General features: G+C 44.1%; 24 protein-coding genes. 12 read left to right on the top strand and 12 right to left on the bottom strand.

Annotation, left to right across the window (positions count from 1 at the left end; translation table 11 throughout):
* Window positions 1–2: 2 nt before the first annotated feature.
* From B9G53_RS05220 to B9G53_RS05205, 4 genes are all read right to left on the bottom strand, one after another.
* Complete coding sequence (locus tag B9G53_RS05220) at window positions 3–620, bottom strand: glutathione S-transferase family protein (protein ID WP_094529898.1); 618 nt, start codon at window positions 618–620, stop codon at window positions 3–5.
* A gap of 29 nt (window positions 621–649) precedes the next feature.
* Window positions 650–985 carry a YciI family protein gene (locus tag B9G53_RS05215; RefSeq protein ID WP_094529896.1) on the bottom strand — a complete coding sequence of 112 codons (336 nt, stop codon included), beginning with the start codon at window positions 983–985 and terminating at the stop codon, window positions 650–652.
* A gap of 175 nt (window positions 986–1,160) precedes the next feature.
* Window positions 1,161–2,495: an ATP-binding protein gene (locus tag B9G53_RS05210; RefSeq protein WP_094529894.1), complete on the bottom strand. Its 1,335-nt coding sequence runs from the start codon at window positions 2,493–2,495 to the stop codon at window positions 1,161–1,163.
* Between the two features lie 139 nt (window positions 2,496–2,634).
* The gene (locus tag B9G53_RS05205; protein WP_094529892.1) at window positions 2,635–2,919 is read right to left on the bottom strand and encodes a hypothetical protein; all 285 of its coding nucleotides are present in this window, start codon (window positions 2,917–2,919) and stop codon (window positions 2,635–2,637) included.
* Between the two features lie 312 nt (window positions 2,920–3,231).
* Between B9G53_RS05205 and B9G53_RS05200 the strand changes: the two genes are divergently transcribed.
* Window positions 3,232–5,049, top strand: coding sequence for an ABC transporter ATP-binding protein (locus tag B9G53_RS05200; protein WP_094529949.1), 1,818 nt, complete (start codon window positions 3,232–3,234; stop codon window positions 5,047–5,049).
* 115 nt (window positions 5,050–5,164) lie between these two features.
* On the opposite strand, the gene hoxU is transcribed toward B9G53_RS05200, so the two are convergent.
* The 4 genes from hoxU to hoxE are packed head-to-tail and all read right to left on the bottom strand — an operon-like array spanning window position 5,165 to window position 8,434.
* Window positions 5,165–5,881 (bottom strand): bidirectional hydrogenase complex protein HoxU, encoded by a 717-nt coding sequence (gene hoxU / locus B9G53_RS05195; protein WP_094529890.1) that lies wholly within the window; start codon window positions 5,879–5,881, stop codon window positions 5,165–5,167.
* Between the two features lie 20 nt (window positions 5,882–5,901).
* Window positions 5,902–6,282 (bottom strand): photosystem II reaction center protein Psb28, encoded by a 381-nt coding sequence (gene psb28 / locus B9G53_RS05190; protein WP_094529887.1) that lies wholly within the window; start codon window positions 6,280–6,282, stop codon window positions 5,902–5,904.
* Window positions 6,279–7,907: a NuoF family protein gene (locus B9G53_RS05185; RefSeq protein WP_094529885.1), complete on the bottom strand. Its 1,629-nt coding sequence runs from the start codon at window positions 7,905–7,907 to the stop codon at window positions 6,279–6,281. Before B9G53_RS05185 ends, psb28 begins: the two co-directional genes overlap by 4 nt.
* Before the next feature lie 2 nt (window positions 7,908–7,909).
* Complete coding sequence (gene hoxE / locus B9G53_RS05180; protein WP_094529883.1) at window positions 7,910–8,434, bottom strand: bidirectional hydrogenase complex protein HoxE; 525 nt, start codon at window positions 8,432–8,434, stop codon at window positions 7,910–7,912.
* A gap of 379 nt (window positions 8,435–8,813) precedes the next feature.
* Between hoxE and B9G53_RS05175 the strand changes: the two genes are divergently transcribed.
* From B9G53_RS05175 to mtnA, 11 genes are all read left to right on the top strand, one after another.
* Window positions 8,814–10,001 (top strand): ATP-dependent 6-phosphofructokinase, encoded by a 1,188-nt coding sequence (locus B9G53_RS05175; RefSeq protein WP_094529881.1) that lies wholly within the window; start codon window positions 8,814–8,816, stop codon window positions 9,999–10,001.
* A 216-nt stretch (window positions 10,002–10,217) separates the two neighbouring features.
* Window positions 10,218–10,739, top strand: a complete 522-nt coding sequence (locus B9G53_RS05170; protein ID WP_094529947.1) for a hypothetical protein — start codon at window positions 10,218–10,220, stop codon at window positions 10,737–10,739.
* Entirely contained in the window at window positions 10,706–11,047 is a 342-nt protein-coding gene (hypA, locus tag B9G53_RS05165; protein ID WP_094529879.1) for a hydrogenase maturation nickel metallochaperone HypA, read from the top strand. Before B9G53_RS05170 ends, hypA begins: the two co-directional genes overlap by 34 nt.
* Window position 11,048: 1 nt before the next feature.
* Window positions 11,049–11,852, top strand: coding sequence for a hydrogenase nickel incorporation protein HypB (gene hypB / locus B9G53_RS05160; protein WP_094529877.1), 804 nt, complete (start codon window positions 11,049–11,051; stop codon window positions 11,850–11,852).
* Entirely contained in the window at window positions 11,828–14,197 is a 2,370-nt protein-coding gene (gene hypF, locus B9G53_RS05155) for a carbamoyltransferase HypF (protein WP_094529875.1), read from the top strand. The genes hypB and hypF overlap by 25 nt, the downstream gene beginning before the upstream one ends.
* 18 nt (window positions 14,198–14,215) lie before the next feature.
* On the top strand, window positions 14,216–14,434 hold the full coding sequence (locus B9G53_RS05150) for a HypC/HybG/HupF family hydrogenase formation chaperone (protein WP_094529873.1): 219 nt from the start codon (window positions 14,216–14,218) through the stop codon (window positions 14,432–14,434).
* 139 nt (window positions 14,435–14,573) lie between these two features.
* Entirely contained in the window at window positions 14,574–15,662 is a 1,089-nt protein-coding gene (gene hypD / locus B9G53_RS05145) for a hydrogenase formation protein HypD (RefSeq protein WP_094529871.1), read from the top strand.
* A 122-nt stretch (window positions 15,663–15,784) separates the two neighbouring features.
* The gene (gene der / locus B9G53_RS05140; protein ID WP_094529869.1) at window positions 15,785–17,143 is read left to right on the top strand and encodes a ribosome biogenesis GTPase Der; all 1,359 of its coding nucleotides are present in this window, start codon (window positions 15,785–15,787) and stop codon (window positions 17,141–17,143) included.
* 101 nt (window positions 17,144–17,244) lie between these two features.
* Window positions 17,245–18,654, top strand: a complete 1,410-nt coding sequence (locus tag B9G53_RS05135) for an adenylate/guanylate cyclase domain-containing protein (RefSeq protein ID WP_094529867.1) — start codon at window positions 17,245–17,247, stop codon at window positions 18,652–18,654.
* A gap of 64 nt (window positions 18,655–18,718) precedes the next feature.
* Window positions 18,719–19,084, top strand: a complete 366-nt coding sequence (locus tag B9G53_RS05130) for a hypothetical protein (protein WP_254923564.1) — start codon at window positions 18,719–18,721, stop codon at window positions 19,082–19,084.
* Between the two features lie 74 nt (window positions 19,085–19,158).
* Entirely contained in the window at window positions 19,159–20,262 is a 1,104-nt protein-coding gene (gene mtnA / locus B9G53_RS05125) for an S-methyl-5-thioribose-1-phosphate isomerase (protein WP_094529863.1), read from the top strand.
* Between the two features lie 34 nt (window positions 20,263–20,296).
* Here the strand turns inward: mtnA and B9G53_RS05120 are convergent, their stop codons facing one another.
* The 4 genes from B9G53_RS05120 to B9G53_RS05105 all read right to left on the bottom strand — a co-directional run bounded on the left by B9G53_RS05120 (window position 20,297) and on the right by B9G53_RS05105 (window position 23,321).
* On the bottom strand, window positions 20,297–20,818 hold the full coding sequence (locus B9G53_RS05120) for a hypothetical protein (RefSeq protein WP_141211713.1): 522 nt from the start codon (window positions 20,816–20,818) through the stop codon (window positions 20,297–20,299).
* Window positions 20,819–20,974: 156 nt separating this feature from the next.
* Window positions 20,975–21,202 (bottom strand): hypothetical protein, encoded by a 228-nt coding sequence (locus B9G53_RS05115; RefSeq protein ID WP_094529858.1) that lies wholly within the window; start codon window positions 21,200–21,202, stop codon window positions 20,975–20,977.
* Window positions 21,203–21,263: 61 nt separating this feature from the next.
* Window positions 21,264–23,084 carry a S8 family peptidase gene (locus B9G53_RS05110; protein WP_094529856.1) on the bottom strand — a complete coding sequence of 607 codons (1,821 nt, stop codon included), beginning with the start codon at window positions 23,082–23,084 and terminating at the stop codon, window positions 21,264–21,266.
* An 87-nt stretch (window positions 23,085–23,171) separates the two neighbouring features.
* A complete protein-coding gene (locus B9G53_RS05105; RefSeq protein ID WP_094529854.1) occupies window positions 23,172–23,321 on the bottom strand; it encodes a DUF2256 domain-containing protein in 150 nt (49 codons plus the stop codon).
* Window positions 23,322–23,491 lie beyond the last annotated feature (170 nt).

Raw genomic sequence — 23,491 nt, 5'->3', positions numbered from 1 at the left:
GGTTAACCTCGCGGTGCAGTTTGTTGCCAAGCGGGTAATTGCTCAATCCGCGCATACCAAGCTTGAATATGCTGATAGTTCTCTAAGGGAAATCGCGCAGGTATGGCATAGGTGAGGTCACTTGCCACGGAGAAATCAGCCAAGGTTAAGGTGTTACTGGCTAGGTATTCTCGATTTGCAAGATGATTATTCAAGACGCTTGCTTCTTTATGAAAGCGATCAGTTGCCTGCTGCACTACTTGCTGATCAGGTTCGTCTAATTGCAAGAGGGACTTCACAAAGTTCTCAAACTGCAAGGGCTGACAGACTGGATACCAATGGGCAAGTTGCCAACTTTGCCAGCGCATAATATCCGCCCGAATTTGGGGATCTTCGCTCCAGAGAGAATTAGGAACTTGACTAGCCAAGTATTGCATGATGGCTGTGGATTCCCAAAGGATAAAGTCACCATCTTGGAGGACGGGTACACGCCCTGTGGGATTTAACTGGACAAATTCGGGATGATGTTGTTCGCCTTTCTGTAGGTCTACCAATCGCAAGTCAATAGGAAGTTGCAGATGAATGGCTACAGCATGAACTTTACGGGTATTGGGAGAAGGTGGAAAGTAATAGAGCTTCATGGGATTTTCCTCGCTAAACTTTGATATTCCTAGTTCATGGGCAACAGAGGACGGACTTCGACTGCACAGTTACTGGCGGCTGGACAACGTGCTGCCCAGTCCATTGCGGTATCCAAATCGGGAACGTCAATAATAAACAGCCCGCCCAGTTGCTCTTTGGTGTCGGCATAGGGACCATCTTGAACGTTGCGTTGTCCATTTTGGATGCGAATGGTGGTGGCTGTATGACTAGGATGAAGTGCTGCACCACCTGCGGCTACTCCCGCTTCGGCTAGGGCTTGGGAGTAAGCGCTATAGGCTGGCATGGTTTGAGGGCGATCGCGGAAGTCTTGCTCGGTTTCATAGACCAGAATTGCGTATTTCATCGGTGTCTATCCGTTTTGGGGTTGATTAAAGCACAGATTTTTTATGCTTTATATCTCTATGACGAGCGAGACTTAACGATTTCGACAGGAATTTAAAAATTTATTACAGCGCAAAGCACCAAAACCTGTAGCGCACGCTGCGCGTGCGCTACAGGTTTTGGTGCTTTGCGCCTCGCTACTTATTAAGCTCTAAATCTGCTTGCAAAAAATTGACAAATTGCTGAGCCGTCCGCCCCGATTGTCCATTATGGCGAGTAGCCCATTGCAAAGCTCGAAAATTGAGATCATCATCCAGTAATTTAATACCTGCACGTTTAGCGAGGTGATGCACGATTTTGAGATAGATTTCTTGATCGGCTTGCAGAAAGGTGAGAGTCAAACCAAAGCGATCGCTTAGAGATAACTTTTCCTGCATTGTGTCCCAAGGATTAACCTCTTTGCTATTACTGAGATCCCTTAAAGTGGGGCGATCGCTAAAATATTCGCGCAATAGATGACGACGGTTAGAAGTGGCATACACCAAGAGATTATCAGGCTGTGCCGACAGATTTCCTTCCAGAACTACCTTCAGCGCTTTATAGTCTTCGCTTTCTTCCTCAAAGGACAAGTCATCGACAAAAATGATAAATTTTTGTGGAACTTGGCGCAACAGATCGGCAATGATGGGCAAGTCTTTAAGATCATTTTTGGCAACCTCGACCAAACGTAAACCGCGATCGCCATAGGCATACATCAATGACTTGACCATCGAAGATTTGCCCGTGCCACGACTGCCATAGAGCAAAGTGTGCAACCCATGATAGCCAGCCAAAAAAGCTTCCGTATTCTTATACAAAGTTTGGCGTTGTGACTCGTAACCAATCAGATCGGATAGTTGTACCAGATCAGGATAGGCAATTCCCTCCAAATGTCCGTTGTGCCAACGGAATGCACTGTAATCGGTAAATATCCCCGTACCTGAGTGCTTGTAATAATTGGCTAGTTCGGGTAAAAGTTGCGTCCAGTCATCGGTTGCTTGAAATTTGAGAATCAGCGATCGCTTGGCTTCGGACATTTGCGACAGGTTACTTTCTGTCAATTGCCAAGCCACAGGGCGATCGCCAAAAGCCTCGATGCAATCAACTAACTTGTTTCCACCCCAAAGGCTAATTTCTTCTAAAACTTGCAGATCATGCTTGGCGGCTCCAACCAATGACACAGGTAAATAATCAAGGTCGGTGGTTTGGGCTTGCTGACTAAAGGGATTATCAGAGGTCAGAATCTGCGAAATTACATAATCTCGCCAGTTGAAACCCGTCGCAGCGATCGCTCTAAACCATTTACCATAGGCGAATAAATAATAAAGTCGCCGCGAGCTATTTTCATGCCCGTCTAAGGCATAGTTAGCAAGGCTACGCAATAGTTTCACATAGGCTTCCCATGCTCCTTGCTTTAATACATTTTGATACAGATGTAGTGAAGCGATTCTCACTTGTCTGTCATAAATTGATTGCCGCGTTTCGTCAAGCATGTTTACTAATCTGTAATTAGACTTAAACCTGTAGAGTTGCGCCCCGCAGGGGTGCAACTCTGGAAGAAAGTATTTGATAGCGTGGCGGAGCCGCGCTATCAAATACTTTCTTAACCTAAGTTAAACTTGTGAGAATACCTCACAAATAATCTTGGAACTCTTCCCATTTTATCCCTTGTTGGAGATAGTTAGGCTGATTTGGTTTATAGGGTGCTGCAAGGCGATCGATATTTAAAATTTCCGCGCGATCGCTAATTACGGGTACATCAGGATCAAAGGCAGTTGCTCGCATCAAGGAGCTAGAAAACCCCTTAAAAATCATCACTTCGTCAAGTTCACCATCAATTTGTAGCTTGACCAGTAGAACTTCTTGAGGATGTTGATTACTATACGTTTCTAGTTGTTGACCTTGATTTGCCGACATGTTTTTTGCTTTAAGGTTGGGGTGGTGGATGATCACCCTAGAGTCAATTCCTCAATTGTCCCTAGGCTACAATATGGTTCTTGAGGTATTTTTGCGTAAGCCTTACTAGTTTATAGCGGTTTTCCAATGAGTAAGGACTTCGCCGTAAAATAATGAATAGATTTTTGATGGCGCGGCTTCGCTTCGCCATCAAAAATCTATTCATTATCAAAACGAAAAATTAATCTCAGTAAGGGTTTTGGGTTTTAATTTTGCCTACGGCAAAATTAAAACTGCTATGTCTAGGTTTTCTAATTTTGGATTTTGATGGGCATGACAGCTAATTTTTGGGACATCGCACGTTACTTTAAACGCTATCGAACAAAGGCGATCTGGAGCATCACCGCTTCTAGTTTATTTGAAATTATTGATCTCACTGTTCCCTATGCAGTTGGGCAAATCCTGAATGTGTTATCGGGGCGATCGCTTGATTATGAAATCAACAACTTCGTCATGGCAACGGTGTCACTATTTGGACAATCGATAAATCAGACGAATTCATTAATCACGCTATCGGGTTTGATCTTTGTAGTTACAGTTATCCGTGCGCCCATACAGGTATGGTTTGCCAATAACTTCCATTGGGAAATCGCGCTCAAAACTCGCCGTGATCAGACTCAAAAAGCGATCGCTAAGATTTTGACTTTGCCGATTGAGTTTTATGATGAGAACAACGCAGGACGAATTGCAGGGAGAGTGGCGCGAGGATTAGCCAATCACATGTGGTCATATCCTGAAATCGCAGGGCAATTGATTCCGAAAGTGGTGCGAATCATTGGTATTTTTGTGATTATCTGTGCGATCGCATGGTGGATTTCGGTCTTCTTTTTAGTGTCATTTATTTTGGTGCTATGGGGTAGTTTAGGAAAGCTGAAGGATCTCACGAAGTTGGAAGAAACCCTTGATATATATCAAGAAAATACCGAAAGCCGTACTTCGGAAATTATTACCAATATCAAAACCGTCAAGGCTTTTGCCAACGAAGCCAAGGAATATAAACGCCAAAGCGATCGCCTCGAACGGGAAGCGAAAGTATCCCTCTGGGGCATCCATATTGGCTATGTGAAACTGGGGATGGTGCGCGATACGGTTTTAGAAGCCTGTCAATTTGTGGTGTTTGGAGCCGCTCTCTTTGCAACTTTTGGGGGCAAGATGTCGATCGGGCATTTCATTACCATTTCCACATTGGCAAGTATGGCTTATTCGGAAATTAGACCTATTTGCTTGCTAGCCGAAGTCTTTGCAAGGCGCTATTCTTCGATGTTGCGCTTCCATGAGTTCATGAAACAGGCGAATGGACAGGATGCGGCGATCACTCTACATCCCAACACAAAATATCCTCAATATCGCTTTGATGGCAAAATTGAATTTCGCAATCTTACCTTTGGCTACGATCGCGATCGCCATGTTTTAGAAAAAATCCAATTTACGATTGAGCCGTATGAGACTGTTGCCCTAGTCGGACGATCTGGCTCAGGCAAATCCACCTTGGTGAAACTGCTGTTCCGTTACTTTGAGCCAACGAATGGTGGGATTTTGATCGATGGTCAATGGATTACGGAACTAGATATCACTGGCTATCGCAAACGTCTAGCGATCGTGCATCAGGAGGTCGATATCTTCAATGGAACCCTGATGGATAATCTCATGTATGGAAATCCTACGGCGACCTTTGCCGAAGTTCAAGAAGCCTGTGCGATCGCTAGCGTTGATGAATTTCTCCATTTATTACCACGAGGCTATAACACGATCGTCGGTGAGCGTGGTGTGCGGCTTTCTGGTGGTCAACGTCAGCGATTAGGGATTGCGCGAGCGTTGCTAGTTAATCCTGACATTCTCATATTTGACGAAGCGACTTCTAGTCTTGATTATGAATCCGAGCGATCGATTCAATTGGCGATGCGTCGAATTCAGGGAACGCGCACCACAATTGTGATTGCTCACCGTCTTAGTACTGTGCGCGAAGCCGATAAGATTGTGGTTTTAGATCAAGGTCAAATTGTGGAAATTGGTTCCCATCAGCAGCTTTTATCTCAAGGCGGTATTTATCATCGCTTACATTCGCTACAAGAAACAGGAGAGTTGTTATGAGGCAAAATTAAAACAGCATTTTAAATTCGCTATTCCAGTTAATTCCGACTAATTGTGGGATCAATCTTTTTTTGATTACCCTAAGATTATTCTCTAATCCGCTAAGACAGTTTATCTATCTTGTCCATTGTTTCTGCTCCCTTGCTTTGACGATAAATTCGAGTTTGGTGCGATCGCGCTCCATTTCACCAACTGCCGAACCTTTATCAAAAATGGCTCCCGTCGGACAAGCATCAACGCATTTACCGCAGGAGGTACAGGCTTCTACTTCACCCCAAGGCTGATCGAGTCCCGTAATCAAGCGTGATTGTGCGCCGCGATTTGCCACATCCCACACATGCGCCCCTTCGATTTCATCGCAGACTCGCACACAGCGCGTACAGAAAATGCAACGATTGCGATCAATGCCAAATAAATCATGGGACAAGTCCACATCTCGTTGCGGAAACTGATAGGGAAAGCGCGAATGTTCCATACCAGTAGCGATCGCCATATTTTGCAGTTCGCAGTTGCCATTGGCTACACAGACCGCACAAACGTGATTGCCTTCCGCAAAGAGCATTTCCACAACCATTTTACGATAGTTATTTAACTGATCGGTATGGGTATGTACTTCCATTCCTTCAGCAACTTGGGTGACACAGGCGGCGAGTAATTTATTGCTACCCTTGACTTCTACCATACAGAGGCGACAAGCTCCGACATCGTCAACACCTTCTAAGTGGCAGAGGGTGGGGATGGTAATTCCTGCTTCTTTTGCCGTGGCGAGAATGCTTTTACCCTGCTCAGCAGCAACTTCGATATCATTAATTTTGAGGGTGACGACTGACATTTTTGTTTACCATCATGACATTAAGCATCAGGATTACTCGTAAATTCCCAGCCATTGGCTTCTGAATAGCGCTCCATAAATCGCATAAATCGATCCCAATGTTCCGTAGAGCTAACATCAAAGACAATCTCGATTTTGGCTAATTCTTCATCATCACCTTTATCTTTCCAAAACAGTTTGGAACTTTTCGGCTCAATGGAAATTGTGCCTTCGCTATCGACGAGGCGAATATCATTAAAGGAAGCCTTGGCAAAACTGTTCGCGCCTTGTACCGCTTTGATATTCACAAAAGTCATCTTCACCGAATTTTCACCCGTCGAGCGATCGCGCCTTAACCGCACATCACTCAACTCTTCGGGAATACCAGCAAAAAATTCAATTGATGGGGTTATGGAGTTCATGGTTTTACCTCTTTAATTAACTTCAAATAATCATCACGAAAATGTCTTAACGTACTCACAATCGGATTGGGAGCCGATTGTCCTAACCCGCAAAGACTCATCGACTTGACCATGCCACAGAGTTCTTCGAGGCTAGCAAGATCTTCTTCTGTCGCTTGGCGATCGACAAACTTACTCAATAACTGATGCAGTTGCACCGTACCAGCCCGACAGGGAACACATTTACCGCAGGATTCATCCATACAGAACTGAATGAAAAAACGCGCCATATCGACCATGTTTGTGTTTTCATCCATCACCACCATGCCACCCGACCCGATGATTGAGCCAAGGGCTTGCATGGCTTCATAATCGACGGGTGTATCAAAGGCTGAGGCAGGAATACATCCTCCCGAAGGGCCGCCTGTTTGCACCGCTTTGACTTTGCCGCCGCTTGATGTCCCACCGCCCATATCTTCAACAATTTGGCGTAAGGGAATGCCCATTGGCACTTCCACTAGTCCTGTATTGGCGATATTGCCAGCGAGAGAGAATACCTTTGTACCTTTGCTCTTTTCTGTGCCGATACTGGCATACCATGCGCCACGATTGCGAATGATCGGGACGATGTTGGCAAAGGTTTCCACATTGTTGATCAGGGTCGGTGCGCCCCAAAGTCCCGACTCGGCAGGATAGGGAGGGCGAGGGTGAGGAATACCCCGACCACCCTCAATGGAGGCAATTAGCGCTGTCTCTTCACCGCAAACGTAGGCTCCTGCACCAACACGCACATCGATCTTAAAGTCAAAGGTGGATTCAAAAATTTGACTACCGAGAATGCCCTGCTGTTTGGCTTGTTGGATGGCGAGGCGGATATGCTCGATCGCAGGGGGATACTCAGCACGCACATAGACATAGCCATGAGTTGCCCCAACAGCATAAGCTGCGATCGCCATCCCTTCAAGCACACGATGCGGATCGCTCTCTAAAATACTGCGATCCATAAATGCCCCAGGGTCTCCCTCATCAGCGTTGCAGATCACATACTTTTGCTGCGGTTGATTTTGGGGTTGGCTGCGCCGCCGATCCTGCATTTTGGCAACCGTCGCCCATTTCAATCCTGTGGGATAGCCTGCACCACCACGACCTCGTAAGCCACTGCGAGTAACTTCATCAATTACCTGTTGCGGACTCATCTCATGCACAGTTCGATAAAGTTGGCGATATCCACCGACAGCGATATAGGACTCAATCCGAGTGGGATCAATTTTACCGATATGTTCTAGTACAATCCGCAATTGATTAGTAAAGAAAGGATGTTCGAGATCGCCGACGGTTGCAGTCACATTACCGCCTTTCAGTCCGTTAATAATGGAAGCAGCTTGTTCTGGTTCAACCCTTTCATAGAGGACGCTAGATGGATCGATGGCAACTAATGGACCACGACCACAAAACCCCATACAACCAACACTGACTACTTCCGCAGTGTCCGCTAGTCCTTCGGCATGGATAGCAGCATCAAGGCGATCGCGTACCTCTAGAGAACCCGAAGCTTGACATCCGCCCGAAGTACAACAGCGAATGCGAATACTCTTTTGGCGATCGCGCTCTTCTTTGGCAATTTCCAGTAATCTTTCAATATCCATGGTTACGGTTCCTCCATCCAGCCTTTGACCGTTGCTAAAACCTGTGCAGGGCTTTGTTGTCGGGATACATGTCCGTCATAGATAGCCGCAGGTGCAACACCGCAGTTACCAATACAGCGCTCGACTCGCAGGAACACTTTGCCGTTAGGCGATCGCTTTCCAGCCTCAAGCTTCAATTCTTTCATGAGGATATCTAATAACGCCTTGCCACCTTTGGTATAGCAAGCCGTTCCCAAGCAGATTGAGCAGGTATGTTTACACTTAGGTTGGACAGAAAACAGATGATAGAAAGTAGCAACACCATAGACTCGACTAAGGGGCAGTTTTAGTTCTCTCGCAATGTAAGTCAGTACATCTTTTTCGAGATAACCAAACTGCTCTTGAGCCTTGTGCAATACTTCGATCAAAGCATCTTGGCGATGGCGATTTTGGCGAATTGTCAAGTCTAAGACATGGTATTGAGAATCAAGCGAACTATCTTCTATCTTGATTACTTGTTTAAGTTCTTGAAGTGGTAGCGACTGCATAAACAATACCTTAGTTGTTAAAGTATAGGTATTTCGCACTATGTATATTCCATTTTCTAATTTCTAATAAAAATTAGCGCGAAAAACATAAAACTTAAATACTTACAGCGCTTTGCGCTCAAGCCCAAACCAAGAAAAATCTTGAAAGTGTTGCAAAGCAATGCTTTCAAGATTTTTCTTGTGGTTCATTTGATCGGAAATTGCTATAAGTCCATACCGAGGACTCTAGTTGTGAACTTGTGTTGCAAGATTTGAGAGATTTTCTTAAGTTTTGTCGAAGTAGAGAATTTGGCACGCTAAACGCGAGAATATTAGATATAAGCAATTTCTCATTCGTTAAAGCTGAATCGATGAGATTATCCGTAGGTGGGAAAATTAAATGGTAAGTAACCACAAGCCCAAACGCATTGGTATTTTGACTAGTGGGGGAGATTGTCCTGGACTTAACGCTGTTATTCGTGCCGTGGTGAAAGTGGCAACGTATAAATATGGCTGGGAAGTCTATGGTATTCCCTATGGAACTGATGGATTTATCGAGCTTTTAATCGGCAATCGCCAACCTGAAGAGTTACGCATCAAAGAGCATGGTTATGATATCCCCGGCTTGGTACAGGGATTGGACATTCTCTACTTTCTTAGTGGTAGCGTGTTGGGTTCGATTAGTAAAGGCGATCCAGAGCGACATGCCGACGATATTATTAAGGGCTACGAGAAATTAGGTTTGACTGCCTTAATTGTCATGGGTGGAGATGGAAGTATTGAGATTTTAGATGGATTAGCGCAAAAAGCTGCCGAGCAAGGATCACCGTGGAATTGGGTGGCTATTCCTAAAACTATCGACAACGATATTCCTTTTACCGAAGCATCCGTAGGTTTTGACACGGCTGTTAATCGAGTTACTCAAGCTCTCTACGATCTCACCTTTACCGCCGCAAGTCACGATCGCGTAATGATCGTCCAAGTGATGGGTCGAGATTCTGGATATCTGGCTATGGAAGCGGGGATTGCTGGTGGTGCAGATGCAATCTTAATACCCGAACTAACTCCGATTTTGAATGATGATGTAATCATGGGAGTCTGTGGTCATATCGCTCAATTGCAGCAGAATGGTAGAAGGTTTGCCCTAGTAGTAGTTGCTGAAGGCGTGAAAAATCAGCTTGGGCAGAAGGAGCATTACATCGGTGATTATGTCGCTCGTCAAATTCAAGAATGTAGTAATAGGCTTTGCAGTATCGACTCACCAGAAACTAATATCCATCCTTTTGATACTCGCGTTACGGTGTTGGGACATGTGCAGAGAGGCGGCACACCAACTTCTAGCGATCGCCTTTTAGCAACTGCCTTCGGGCGGGAAGCCGTAGATTTAATCGCGAATGGAAACTATAACCAGATGGTGATTTGGGAAAATGGCAGAGTTAACAGTGTTCCCATCAGTCGGGTGATCGAGCAAATTAAAAAAGCTCGCAGAGAGAAGAAGGCTCCCTCACGGGTTGATCCTCAAGGTTTCTTAGTGAGAACAGCACGGGATATTGGTATTTATGTGGGAGAGACTAGTAGTGATGATTAGTAGTGAGTAGAGGGGCATAACTAATTACAAACCCAAACCCGTAAAGTTGCGCCCCTGTAGGTCGCAACTTTACGGGTTTGGGAATTTATTTTGCACAAGTACTTATTTGTTAACTTTGATATTTGATTATTAACTTTACTGAAAGAAACCGACTAGTTGTAGTTAGTAGAGAGAAGATAAATATATTCATGTTTGCATATTACAAAGATTAAAAAATTGGCTACTTCTAATTTTGGATCGATTTTGGTGATTGGCTATGGCAATTCCCTTAGAAGTGATGACGGGGCAGGATGTCAAGTGTCAGATATTGTGGCTAGCTGGGAACTGCCCTATGTGCGATCGCTAACTGTGCATCAACTGACTCCCGAACTTGCGGAACCGATCGCTCAGTCGGAGTTGGCGATCTTTATTGATGCCTGTGTGAATGGTGATCATGTGGCAACTAAGCGCAAGAAACCCCAACCAATAGTCCAAGTTCAACGGATTGCGGTTTCCCAAAACTTTGGCGCGGCTCAGTCAACTTTGGCAGGAGGTGGACATCTCTGCGATCCGCGATCGCTACTTTTATTAGCACAGCAAGTATATGGTGAAACTCCTGTCGCCTATTCTCTATTATTGCCTGCGGTGAATTGGGAATTTGGTGAACAATTATCTGCGGTGACTCGAAAAAGCATTGAACAAGCTGTCGATTTCCTCCGAAACCTATGCACGAAGTTAGTATCATCCAATCAATGCTAGACATTGCTTTTGACAAGGCACAATCTCAAGGGGCAAATCAGATCCATCGACTCAGTTTGCGGGTGGGGGCGATTTCAGGCGTTGTACCTGAAGCTTTGCAATTTGCGTTTGATTCCTGCACAGAAGGAACGATCGCCTCAGATGCTAAATTGGAGATAGAATGGATAAAGGCAGTCTGCTACTGCCCTCAATGCCATGCAGAATTTACTCCCCATGACTGGGTTTATATCTGCCCTCGCTGCGATCGCCTTACCCATGAGATTCGCCAAGGTCGGGAATTGCAATTAGTCTCTTTGGAGGTTTCCTAATATGTGTCAAGACTGCGGTTGTAGTGATATTCCTGAAGGAATGGTCGAGATTCATTCCCATGATCACGATCATTCTCACGAGCATGAGCATCCCCATTCCCACGAGCATCATCACGAGCATATTGCTTTAGAGAGCGCTCATCGTACAATTTCAATTACTCAATCCATTCTTTCGCAGAATGATCGCCTCGCGGAGCGCAATCGTGGGTACTTTATGGCAAAGGGGCTAAGTGTCCTCAATGTGCTTTCTTCCCCAGGAGCAGGCAAAACTGCTTTACTAGAACGCACGATGACGGAACTCCGCGATCGCTTATCTTCAGCCGTAATTGTGGGAGATTTGGCAACCGATAATGATGCTCAAAGATTAAGGAGATCGGGAGCAGAGGTAGTTCAAATTACCACAGGTTCAGTATGTCATCTGGAAGCAGATATGATTGCTCAAGCCTTGCAACAAATGCACCTTGATAGCGTGAAATTATTAGCGATCGAGAATGTTGGCAATCTAGTTTGTCCTGCGGCTTATGACCTTGGCGAAAATTTGCGTGTTATTCTCTTTTCTGTGACGGAAGGCGAAGACAAGCCTCTAAAATATCCTGTCATGTTCAAGACTGCGGATATTGTTTTAATCAGCAAAATTGATCTCGCTGAAGCCGTAGAGTTTAATCGTGAATTAGCTTTACATAACATCCATCAAATTGCGCCCCAAGCCAAAATCCTAGAAGTTTCGGCAAAAACAGGTGTAGGTATGGAAGATTGGTGTGAACTTCTCCAAACAAAGTTATGTCTCAGCAATGTCTCTGTTTAAAAATTCAGGGAGCAGTTCAAGGGATTGGATTTCGTCCTTTTGTCTATCGCCTTGCAACAGAATTAAAGCTTACAGGTTGGGTAAATAATAATGCTCAAGGTGTGGTGATCGCAGTTGAAGGCAATCAACAACAGCTAGATTTATTTTTAGAACGTTTGCAAGCCGAAAAACCTGCGCGATCGCAAATTCATAATATCATCAGTGAATGCTGTGAACCTGCTAATTATCAAACTTTTGAGATTCACGAATCAACGGATAATTCATCCATCAAAACGGCGGTAATCTTGCCCGATATGGCAACCTGTGATGATTGTTTACGAGATATATTTAACGCGAAAAATCGGCGATATCGTTATCCATTTACAAACTGCACTAACTGCGGAACTCGCTACAGCATTATCAAGACAGTGCCTTATGATCGCCACAATACGACCATGCACAAATTTCAAATGTGTGCCGCTTGCCAAGCTGAATATGATCATCCTCTAGACCGACGCTTTCATGCTCAGCCCAATGCTTGTCCGAAGTGTGGTCCCCATGTGGAATTATGGGATCGTGACGGTAGCTTATTCTCCATAGCCAATCAAGCTTTATTGGACAGTACCCAAGCGATTAGAAGGGGTAAAGTTTTAGCCATCAAGGGCTTAGGGGGATTTCATCTAGTGGTGGATGCGGATAATGAGGAGGCGATCGCAAAACTCCGAGAGCGCAAACATCGTCCTCATAAACCTTTTGCCTTAATGTATCCAAATTTGGAGAGTATTCGCCAAGATTGCCAAGTATCAGAGTTGGAAGCACAGTTACTAACATCGCCAGAAGCTCCAATTGTTCTCTTACAGAAGTTGAACAAAGAGCTTAAGCCCCTTGTCTCAGATAATGCCTATATCGGTGTCATGCTGCCCTATACGCCACTTCATCATTTGTTAATGGCAGAATTGCAATTTCCCATCGTGGCAACCAGTGGCAATCTCTCCGATGAGCCGCTCTGTATTGATAATCAAGAAGCGATCGCCAGTTTAGTAAATATTGCAGATTTGTTTTTAGTCCATAATCGGGATATTGCTCAGCCTGTGGATGATTCGGTGGTAAGGGTGATCGCTGAGCGCCCTGTGATTTTGCGGCGAGCGAGAGGATATGCACCTGCTCCAATTCCTAACTACAGTTTAGAGTTTAGATCCCCCCCAGCCCCCCTTAAAAAGGGGGGAGAATTAATTCAAGTCCCCCTTTTTAAGGGGGATGCCAAAGGCAGGGGGATCAAATCTTTGCTTGTAGCAGATCGGAGGATTTTGGCTTTAGGCGGACATTTAAAAAATGTGATCGCCCTATCCATCAATAACTCGATTATTCTCAGTCAACATATTGGTGATTTGGAGATGGCAAAGTCTTTTGAACATTTTCAGCGCATTATTCATCGATTAAGCGATACCTATGAATTTCAACCTGAGGCGATCGCCTGTGATGCTCATCCAGATTATCTATCTAGCCAATTTGCCAGAAAATTATCTCAATCTTTGCAAGTTCCTTTAATCACCGTACAGCATCATTATGCCCATGTTCTCGCTTGCCTCGTAGACAATCAGATTTCTCCACCTGTGTTGGGAATTGCTTGGGATGGCACAGGCTATGGAACCGATGGTAAGATCTGGGGCGGCGAGTTTCTCAAGATTACCGATTCAGGATTTGAGAGAGTTGCTCATTTACGCGAATTCCCTTTGCTAGGTGGAGACAAAGCGACTAAAGAACCGCGTCGTGTAGCTTTAGGCATACTCTGGGAAATATTTGGCGATCGCCTCTGGGCTTTAGATTTATGCATTTTAAAATCCTTCACAAGTTCCGAATTAGCAATCTTAAAAACTTTATTAGCGAAACAGAGTCATGTCTCACAAACTTCAAGTATGGGTAGATTATTTGATGCCGTTGCTTCACTTTTAGGAATCTGTCAAGTTACTAGTTTTGAAGGTCAAGCGGCGATCTCCTTAGAACAAATGTGTGACGAGACTACCGATGATTTTTATCCAATGGTTAAGAATGACCTTGAAATTGACTGGTCAAGCCTAATTAAATTTATCTTAGAAGATATGAAAAACCAGACAGCGATCGCTACTATTGCTACTAAGTTTCATAATTCCTTAGTAGAAGCAATCGCCCTTGTCGTAAACCATGTGGGTATAGAAAAAATCGTCTTAACAGGTGGCTGCTTTCAAAATCGATATTTAACGGAAAGAGCGATGACTAAATTACAGCAATTAGGATTCCAAACCTATATTCATCATCAAATTCCTCCGAACGATGGTGGGCTTGCTGTAGGACAGATTATGGCAGCATTACGAGAATTATCCGTATAAATCAAGGAGATAAAAACAATGTGTTTAGCTGTACCAGGGAAAATTCTGTCAATTCAAGGGGAAGACTTGATGCGATCGGGAAAAGTTAGTTTTAGTGGAGTTATGAAGGAAGTTAATCTGGCATACCTTCCCGAAGCCCAGATCGGTGATTACGCGATTATTCATGTGGGGGTGGCGATTTCGCTCGTTGATCCTGAGGAAGCCGAACAAACATTACTAGATTTGCAACATATCTAAGAGATCCCCCTCAATCCCCCTTAAAAAGGGGGAAGAATTTAATTCTCCCCCCTTTTTAAGGGGGGCTGGGGGGATCTAGACAATTCTTAAATGGTTTCTAAACCACTCTTAAACTTGCCTTGATCATGGATAAACTGCGATGAAATATATTGACGAATACCGCGATCGCCAAGTTGCTAATGAATATATCGAGGCAATCGCCGCAATTATCACTCGACCTTGGACATTGATGGAAGTCTGCGGCGGACAAACTCACTCGATTGTGAAATATGGAATTGATCGCCTTATTCCCCCAGAAATCACCCTCATTCATGGACCTGGTTGTCCTGTCTGCGTCACGCCGATTCATCTCATCGATCAAGCAATCGAAATTGCCGCTAATCCTGATGTGATTTTTTGTTCCTTCGGTGATATGTTGCGCGTTCCTAGCAGTACCACTGATCTACTAAATGCTAAAGCCTCTGGAGCAGATGTTCGTATGGTTTATTCTCCGCTTGATGCAGTCAAACTTGCTCAACAACATCGCGATTGCCAAGTTGTATTTTTTGCGGTCGGGTTTGAAACTACTGCACCAACAACGGCTCTGGCGATCGCCCAAGCTGCTCAGTTAGGTTTAGATAACTTCTCGATCCTCTGCGCTCATGTACTTGTACCGCCAGCAATGGAGGCAATTCTTAGCAATCCTGATCACACCATGCAAGGTTTTTTGGCGGCGGGTCATGTTTGCACTGTGATGGGATATCAGGAATATGAGGCGATCGCGACGCAGTTTCAAGTTCCAATTATCGTCACAGGATTTGAACCAATAGATATTTTGCAAGGAATTTATCTCTGTGTGAAGCAATTGGAAGCAGGTAAAGCCGAAGTAGAAAATCAATATGCACGTTCTGTCAGGAAAGAGGGCAATCAACACGCGATCGCCATGATGCAAGAAGTATTTGAACCCACTGCGCGGCAATGGCGCGGTCTAGCCGAAATTCCGCAAAGTGGACTGAAACTACGAGAGAAATATGCAAGTTTTGATGCCCAAAAACGCTTTAACTATGCTGACAATTTGCCCGAACTTCCTGAATCGCTACTTTGTATTAGCGGGTTAATCTTGCAAGGAACACGCAAACCCCATGAATGCCCTAGCTTTGGTACAGCCTGTACTCCTGAACATCCCCTCGGCGCACCAATGGTTTCATCGGAAGGTGCATGTGCGGCTTACTATAGCTGTCGTCAGTAAAATGGAAAGTGTTGTAAAGCCACACTTTTAATATGAACTATTGAATATTTTAAAAATATGATTGACTATCGCGTTAAATTAAAGTTATAGTAGTGAGTTCGGAATTCCAAAACTGTAAAGCCATGCCCCTACCGATTGTTGCCGTTGTCGGTCGCCCCAATGTGGGCAAATCTACTCTCGTAAACCGCCTGTCGGGTGAACAATACGCGATCGTCTATGATGAACCGGGTGTGACCCGCGATCGCGTCTACCGTGATTGTTTCTGGGGCGCACATGAATTTCAAGTCGTGGACACAGGCGGCTTAGTATTCGACGATGAGACTGAATTTTTACCAATGATTCGCGAACAGGCGGAAATAGCCATTCGTGAATCGGCGGCGGTGATTTTTGTGGTTGATGGTATGGCAGGGATCACCGATGCTGATGAGCAATTGGGCGGCTGGTTACGACGACAAAATATTCCTGTATTACTAGCGGTTAACAAATGTGAAGGTTCTAAATATGGACTTTCATTAGCAGCAGAATTTTGGAATTTGGGCTTAGGTGAACCGATCCCGATGTCGGGAATTCATGGTAATGGTACGGGCGAATTGCTAGATGAGTTAATTAAGCATTTACCCGCGCCCGAAGAAGTAGTTAAAGAAAGCGACGAAATCAAAGTAGCGATTATCGGTCGCCCGAATGTAGGTAAGTCCAGCTTGCTGAATGCTTTCATCGGCGAAAATCGTAGTATTGTTAGCCCCATTTCTGGCACAACTCGTGATGCGATCGATATGTCGGTGGAGCGCGATGGCAAGAAATACCGTCTGATCGATACTGCGGGTGTGCGTCGTAAAAAGAATATTGATTATGGCATTGAATTTTTTAGCATTAACCGAGCATTTAAGGCGATCGGACGTTCCGATGTAGTTTTACTAGTAATTGATGCCCTAGATGGTGTTACCGATCAAGATCAAAAATTGGCGGGTCGGATTAATGATGAGGGTAAAGCTTGCGTAATTGTGGTCAATAAATGGGATGCGATCGAAAAAGATTCCTACACCATTTACGACTACACGGCTGACGTTAAGAGCCGTCTCATGTTTGTGGAATATGCACCGATTATTTTCGTGAGTGCGCTTACAGGTCAGCGCGTCACCCAAATTCTCGATCGCATCGACATCGCCGCCGAGCAACATAAGCGCCGCGTTCCTACCGCAATCTTAAATGAAGCGCTTAACGAAGCTGTCACATGGCACGCACCACCCACCAGTCGCGGCGGTAAACAGGGCAAGGTCTATTACTGCACCCAAATTTCCGATAGTCCGCCAACGATCATCCTATTTGTGAACGATCCCCATCGTTTCAATGACAACTACAAACGTTACATTGAAAATCAATTCCGCAAAACCCTTGGGTTTGAAGGCACGCCCCTACGATTTATCTGGCGAGGCAAGAAAGATCGCGAAGTCGAAAAGTCGAAAAACTCAGCATTGAGATAAACAAAAGGGACGCTTTGCGTCCCTTTTGTTTTCTTAAGCACTATGACGGTTGCTATGATTCCATTGCTACGATTGAATAAAGCCAGTAGCATGGAGCACTCATGGAAGAGCGATCGCAAGCGCTGCTGAGCTTAGCTAAAGCAAAACTATCAAGACGGATTACCTTTTGGATTTTTATCAGTATTGTCGTCATTGAGGCGATTATTCTGGTTCCGTCCTATTTTCGGCGTGAACAAGAATTGATCAACCAAGTGGAAGAAGTCTCGGCTATTCAAGCGAGATTTTTTTTGCAAACCTCTAAATTGATGAAAACAGAGTCAGAATTTACAGATTTAGCAAAATCGATCAAGCAGGATACGAATATCGCAGGATGGGCGGTAGAAGATGCCAAAGGTCAACGCCTTGCCCAAATGGGCGAAATCGCCCTCCTCTCCGCCGCTGATGTCCGCGATAAGCCGATCGCTCGGATTCGTAGTGCCGATGGCAATCGTTATGATGTTGCATGGAATGGCAACCAAGTTGGTAGCGAGTATGTGCTAATAGTTCGGCACAATGTCGAATTTATTCAGCAAGAGTTAGTTACTTTTGTATGGAGGATTATTGGGTTAGTTGCCATTATTTCCCTATTTGTAACCGCTAGTACCTTAGTGATTTTGGGGGCAATCGTCATTTTGCCAATTTTGAAATTGCGCGAAGATCTTGAACTAGTTGCTGACTCCATTAGTCAAGAACAAATAAATGTGCAATTTCACTCAATGCTTGCCCCACGAACTGATGAATTGGGAGATGTCATGGCAGCCTTTAATCAGATGTATGCCCGAATTATCAAAGAGATATCAGAACGTAAACGCGCTGAAGCTACTATTCAAAAGGAAAAAGATACATCTGAACATTTACTGTTGAACATTCTGCCCTATGCGATCGCCGATCGCCTAAAGCAGGGGGAAAAAATCATTGCCGATGGATTTAATGAAGCCACCGTTTTATTTGCGGATATAGTAAGTTTTACAGAGCTATCCGCAAAAGTTCCGCCAGTTAAATTGGTATGCTTACTGAATGAAATTTTTTCTGAATTTGACGGATTAGCCGAAAAATATGGGCTAGAAAAAATCAAAACTATTGGTGATGCCTATATGGTAGTTGGGGGACTACCCATGTTTCGCCCAGATCATGCCGAGGCGATCGCCGATATGGCGTTAGATATGCAAAAAGTAATAGGTCGCTTTGCTAGCGATCTGGGCGAACCCTTCAAAATTCGGATTGGGATCAATACGGGTCCAGTTGTTGCTGGAGTAATCGGGATTAAGAAATTTATTTATGATTTGTGGGGCGATGCGGTGAATGTTGCTAGCAGAATGGAATCACATGGATTGGCTGATCATATTCAAGTCTCTGGCTCCACCTATGTAATTTTGAAAAATAAATATAATTTTGCTGATCGTGGCAAGATTATGATTAAAGGTAAAGGAGAAATGCAAACTTACTTTTTAATTAATAAGATAATTAACTAAAAACTTGAATTTTAATTGCTCAGACTTCATACAGGAAATGAGCAGATCACTCTCCACAACAACTATGACAACCTTAGAAGAAACTAAATTTGAAGCTTATACCCTAGGAGCCGCAACGTTTGATTTAAGCGGGCTTCCTAAGGAATATTACACTCTTGTAGATGGGAGTAAGAGCATCATTTGGGTACAACCAATTTTTCAAGCGCTAGGGCTAAAGTCATTGTTAGCGGCTTCTTTGCCTGTAGAGAACTTTACCCATGCCATAATCTATGGCAAGGAATATACGGCGGTGGTAATCAAGCAACAGGGAAATTATTTAGCTTTACTGATCGATCCCAACCTTGAACTACCTGATGATCAATTTTTACATTGGGCTTATTATTTTGATGCGACAGCTCTTAAAAATAATCCTAAGTTTCAAGTAATTTAAACTTTTTGAGAGTTGATATTAGAGCATGATTGAGAAAAGATAGGGCTATTGTCCGAGGATGATCGAGAAAAATTATGAATTCTACCTATAAAGCATTTTGGTTAGAAGATGGTGATCTGGTGGTAATTGACCAGACACAACTTCCCTTTTGTTTCGTGACTAAGACTTTAAAAACTAGTGCCGATGCAACGCTTGCGATTCAAGATATGACTGTGCGTGGTGCAGGGGTGATTGGTAATGTTGCGGCGTTTGGCGTGTATTTAGCGGCTAGGGAAAGTAATGGTGATTTAGAAAAAATCAAAACTCTTTCCGCCGTAATTCGTCGCGCTCGTCCGACGGCTGTAAACTTGATGTGGGCTGTCGATCGCATGATTGCAGTACTAGAAAAATCGGCACAACAAAAGCAAGCCCCAAAGCAAGATTTAATAGAAATTGCGCTCAAAGAATCGATCGCCATTGCCGATGAAGATGTCGTTGGCACACGCAATATTGGTAAATATGGTTGTGAATTGATTGAGGCGATCGCCAAGACTAAACCCAAAGGCGAACCTGTAAATATCTTGACCCATTGCAACGCAGGATGGTTAGCGATCGTTGATCGCGGCAGTGCCTTAGCACCAATTTATGAAGCCAGCGATCGCGGTATTAATATTCATGTATGGGTTGACGAAACTCGTCCACGCAATCAAGGAGCAAATCTGACCGCATGGGAACTCGGACAATCCAAGATTCCCCATACACTGATTGCGGACAATACGGGGGGATTATTAATGCAGTATGGCAAGGTCGATCTTTGCATTGTGGGAACCGATCGCACTACCCGTAGTGGTGATGTGGCTAATAAAATTGGTACATATCTCAAAGCTCTAGCTGCCTTTGATAATCATGTTCCATTTTATGTGGCTCTACCAAGTTCCACATTTGATATGCAAATATCGGATGGAGTCAAAGAGATTGCGATCGAGACTCGCAGTGCTGATGAAGTTCTCTATATGCAAGGATTACAGGAGAATGGCGATATTGGCAAAGTAAGAGTCGCTCCATTGGAAACTACAGCATTGAATTATGGATTTGATATTACGCCTGCAAGATTGGTAACTGGCTTGATTACTGAGCGCGGTATTTGTGAAGCTGCGGAAACAGCGATCGCAGGGATGTTTCTTGATCTAATTCCCTAAGATAGAGACGGCTCTGCCGTCTCTATCTTAGATTTTATTGCTTTACAAGTTTTACAGGTTGATCGTCAGCTTGTAGAGTCTTGCCATCTGCTAATAATGTATAGGACTGGGTAGAAGGAAGTGGAGAGGCTTTTTTGCCATTAACCGTTTCTACTTGTGACACTACTTTTCCATTTCTGATGGATACTCTTCCTGTGGTTTTGATGGTTTGCTTTTGACCACTAGTAGAAGTAGCATTGACGAACGCTTCAAATGCGCCATTGGGCTTGATAATCCATTGTCCTGAAATTGATGCTAAACCCTGTTTTTTTGCATCAACTAAGAATTGAGGTGTAAAGACTGTCTTATAGGTTCCTGCAATTTTAACAACCTTGATCTCAGACTGCTTTAGCTTTGTAGAAATAGTTGAATTTTCAGAAGCATAAACTGATTGCCAAGGCTGAAATAGCTCTAAACTGGCGATCGCTGAGAGCGTCATGGTCAATGTGGCGATCGCTCCCAATATTCCCCAACTCCTGTAAGGCTTACTTTGATTGTGATCCTTGATGTGCGACATGGGAACCTCACAAAAACTGTTTATAGGATTAAGTATCTGGGCATAATTAAAAACCAGAGCCAAAACCTGTAGCAATCTCTGTACGTGCGTCACAGGTTTTGAGATCTTATATTTAATTGTGCCTAGCTACTTAGAATAGAGGATCTAAATCTAGATTTATCCTAATCTTTGGAAATCTTCAATTTCTAAGACATCGCCGATCGCTGCCATCGTAAATACATCATCTCGGACTTTAGCCGTAACCTTTACTTTCAACCCCTCTTGCAATATAGCTTCGGGGGCTGGTTGCCAAATCTCATACTGCTCATCAGTATCGGTTACGATCGCCCAAGTTCCTGTGCCAATATCGATATATTCTACGGTTCCGATGATTTGGATATTCATTTATTTTCTGTAGTAATTTTCAAAACCTAAAGTGGGGGTGCAAAGCACCCCCACTTTAGGTTTATATGTTAGAAGTTTCTGATTTAATCGATAGATAGGCAAACCCAAAACAAAGTAGTGAGTTGACACTGAGAAACGCGATCGCAGGCAGTCCATCACCAATCCACATCATCTTTGGTGCAAGCACTGCACTGGTTGCTAAGCAAGCAGAAGTACCAATCGCTGAACCGATCGCAAACCATTTCCATTGGGGATGTCCAAGCAGAATCAGCAATAAGCCTAGGGGCAGTAATACACTTGCCGTAATCGGATTAAGTGCATTGGTATTAGAGAACGCATTCCCTAATTCGGGTAAAGAACTTCCCGCTACACGGAAAGGAAGTTGGGTAATGTCAAATAAATAGAATCCTCGCAAAAAGAATAGCCCTGCACCACCAAAGAAAACTCCATTAGAAAATGACCAATTCCAACGGAAAGGGAACCATCGATTAAGTAGCCACGCTAATAGATAGGAGCCAATCACCATAATTAGTTTAGGAATTAAAGCGATCGCTCCACCATCAACCCAAAAACGTGGACTCAAGTATCCATTGTCTCGCGCCCATCGCAAGAAATCAGGAATTCCTAATTGACCTTGAGAAGCGATATTTACTGCGGCGGACGCGTTCAAATGCCCTGCTCCGTAATAGTTCAAAGTATCATCAGTGACTTTACGCGAAGACTGTTTGAGAACTTGTAAAACCTTTTCAGGATCTTTCACCCCTGATGCTTCGATCAGAGCCACGACACCAGAAACATGAGGGGCTGCCATGCTAGTTCCTTGGAAAGAACTAAATACAGATTGCTTGGTTCTAGGATCAATCGTATTTTGCAAAATGCCGCCAGAAGTATCACCCTTTTCGCCATTTTTACCCCTTGCGATTGCGCCCCCAGGAGCCGCTACATCGATACCTGCACCATAGTTAGAATAGGGGGCTTTTTCGCCAGTAGAACCTGTGGCGGATACCGCAATTACTTTAGGATAGCGGGCTGGGTAAAAAGCGGCATTGCGGTTGGAATTGCCTGCCGCCGCAACGATAACCACACCTTTTTTGTAGGCATAGTCGATCGCTTCCTGCATCAGCTTGCTCTCACCACCACCACCAAGGCTCATATTGATCACATTTGCGCCATTGTCCGCCGCAAAGATAATCGCTTCGGCAATGTCGGAGATCGTGCCACCCCCTGAAGCAGCTAGTACTTTAAGCGGCATGATATTAGCTTCGTAGGCAATGCCAGCTACACCAAAATTATTATTTGTGGATTGGGCGATCGTTCCTGCAACGTGGGTTCCATGTCCATTGTCATCGCTAGCATCTTCGCGATCGTTTACAAAGTCATAACCCTTGACAAAATTAGTGTTTTTGAGATCATCAACTTTGCTCACACCTGTATCGATGACTGCAACTGTGATGCCTTTGCCTTTGGTCTTCTGCCAAGCCTTTTCTACTTCGATCGCTTTTAAGTTCCATTGATCCTTGTACATCGGATCATTGGGAGTTGTGCCACCACCAATAAAGTCCATCGAATAGACATAATTAGCTTCGACATATTCAGTCAAGCTGCGGAGTTCTTCTGACTGTTTGAGCTTCTCAAGGACTTGAGCATCACCTTTAACGATGTAAAGATTGTTTGACTTGGAGAAGGGACTATTGAATTTTGGCTCAATTCCATATTTTGAGGCGATCGCCTTCAGTTCGAGATCTACTTGTTCCGATGACAAGTCATTGCGAAAATTCAATACCATCGAGTCATACTTGCCTTGGACTGCTAAACCCTGATAGGTCGAGAGCGCCCAAAATAAGCCTGCAAAAAACAAGCATGTGAGCAGAAATTTTTTCATAATCCTAAGCCATTAATCTCCAGTCCTCGATAGCTTTTCAGATATCAGGACAGGTGACGCTTTGCGTCGCCTGTCCTGATATTTATTTTAACTATTCCCTTTTTGCTTACGACAGCGATCGCTACAATATTTAACCTCATCCCAGCATCTCTCCCATTTTTTGCGCCATGTAAAGGGCTTGCCGCAAACTACACAGTCTTTGCTAGGTAAAAAAGATTTATTGCCTTTATGAGCCATATTAGTGAAAATTTTTATGGGTGTTAGTTTTGACTTACTCCCTTCCCGCTGTAAGGCATGGTAAAATATGAAATAAAAAGACAGTAAAAAAATGAACCAAAACGAAGCGCTTCTGAACAAGCCGTTAGATCTCAAAGATTGGCAGAAGCAGTTCAATCGACATCAACAAG

This window comes from Pseudanabaena sp. SR411 (genome assembly GCF_002251945.1).
GTDB lineage: Bacteria > Cyanobacteriota > Cyanobacteriia > Pseudanabaenales > Pseudanabaenaceae > Pseudanabaena.
The sequence above is the reverse complement of the archived record's forward strand: the minus strand, read 5'-3'. Positions and strand labels throughout refer to the sequence as shown.

Coding starts and splice junctions, on each gene's coding strand:
- B9G53_RS05150 (WP_094529873.1), top strand. CDS start 14,216: ATGTGTTTAGCTGTACCAGGGAAAATTCTGTCAATTCAAGGGGAAGAC.
- mtnA (WP_094529863.1), top strand. CDS start 19,159: ATGAATTCTACCTATAAAGCATTTTGGTTAGAAGATGGTGATCTGGTG.
- hypB (WP_094529877.1), top strand. CDS start 11,049: ATGTGTCAAGACTGCGGTTGTAGTGATATTCCTGAAGGAATGGTCGAG.
- B9G53_RS05205 (WP_094529892.1), bottom strand. CDS start 2,919: ATGTCGGCAAATCAAGGTCAACAACTAGAAACGTATAGTAATCAACAT.
- B9G53_RS05105 (WP_094529854.1), bottom strand. CDS start 23,321: ATGGCTCATAAAGGCAATAAATCTTTTTTACCTAGCAAAGACTGTGTA.
- B9G53_RS05220 (WP_094529898.1), bottom strand. CDS start 620: ATGAAGCTCTATTACTTTCCACCTTCTCCCAATACCCGTAAAGTTCAT.
- B9G53_RS05175 (WP_094529881.1), top strand. CDS start 8,814: ATGGTAAGTAACCACAAGCCCAAACGCATTGGTATTTTGACTAGTGGG.
- B9G53_RS05120 (WP_141211713.1), bottom strand. CDS start 20,818: ATGTCGCACATCAAGGATCACAATCAAAGTAAGCCTTACAGGAGTTGG.
- hypD (WP_094529871.1), top strand. CDS start 14,574: ATGAAATATATTGACGAATACCGCGATCGCCAAGTTGCTAATGAATAT.
- B9G53_RS05130 (WP_254923564.1), top strand. CDS start 18,719: ATGACAACCTTAGAAGAAACTAAATTTGAAGCTTATACCCTAGGAGCC.
- B9G53_RS05200 (WP_094529949.1), top strand. CDS start 3,232: ATGACAGCTAATTTTTGGGACATCGCACGTTACTTTAAACGCTATCGA.
- hypA (WP_094529879.1), top strand. CDS start 10,706: ATGCACGAAGTTAGTATCATCCAATCAATGCTAGACATTGCTTTTGAC.
- B9G53_RS05135 (WP_094529867.1), top strand. CDS start 17,245: ATGGAAGAGCGATCGCAAGCGCTGCTGAGCTTAGCTAAAGCAAAACTA.
- psb28 (WP_094529887.1), bottom strand. CDS start 6,282: ATGAACTCCATAACCCCATCAATTGAATTTTTTGCTGGTATTCCCGAA.
- B9G53_RS05115 (WP_094529858.1), bottom strand. CDS start 21,202: ATGAATATCCAAATCATCGGAACCGTAGAATATATCGATATTGGCACA.
- hoxE (WP_094529883.1), bottom strand. CDS start 8,434: ATGCAGTCGCTACCACTTCAAGAACTTAAACAAGTAATCAAGATAGAA.
- B9G53_RS05110 (WP_094529856.1), bottom strand. CDS start 23,084: ATGAAAAAATTTCTGCTCACATGCTTGTTTTTTGCAGGCTTATTTTGG.
- B9G53_RS05185 (WP_094529885.1), bottom strand. CDS start 7,907: ATGGATATTGAAAGATTACTGGAAATTGCCAAAGAAGAGCGCGATCGC.
- hypF (WP_094529875.1), top strand. CDS start 11,828: ATGTCTCAGCAATGTCTCTGTTTAAAAATTCAGGGAGCAGTTCAAGGG.
- B9G53_RS05215 (WP_094529896.1), bottom strand. CDS start 985: ATGAAATACGCAATTCTGGTCTATGAAACCGAGCAAGACTTCCGCGAT.
- B9G53_RS05210 (WP_094529894.1), bottom strand. CDS start 2,495: ATGCTTGACGAAACGCGGCAATCAATTTATGACAGACAAGTGAGAATC.
- hoxU (WP_094529890.1), bottom strand. CDS start 5,881: ATGTCAGTCGTCACCCTCAAAATTAATGATATCGAAGTTGCTGCTGAG.
- der (WP_094529869.1), top strand. CDS start 15,785: ATGCCCCTACCGATTGTTGCCGTTGTCGGTCGCCCCAATGTGGGCAAA.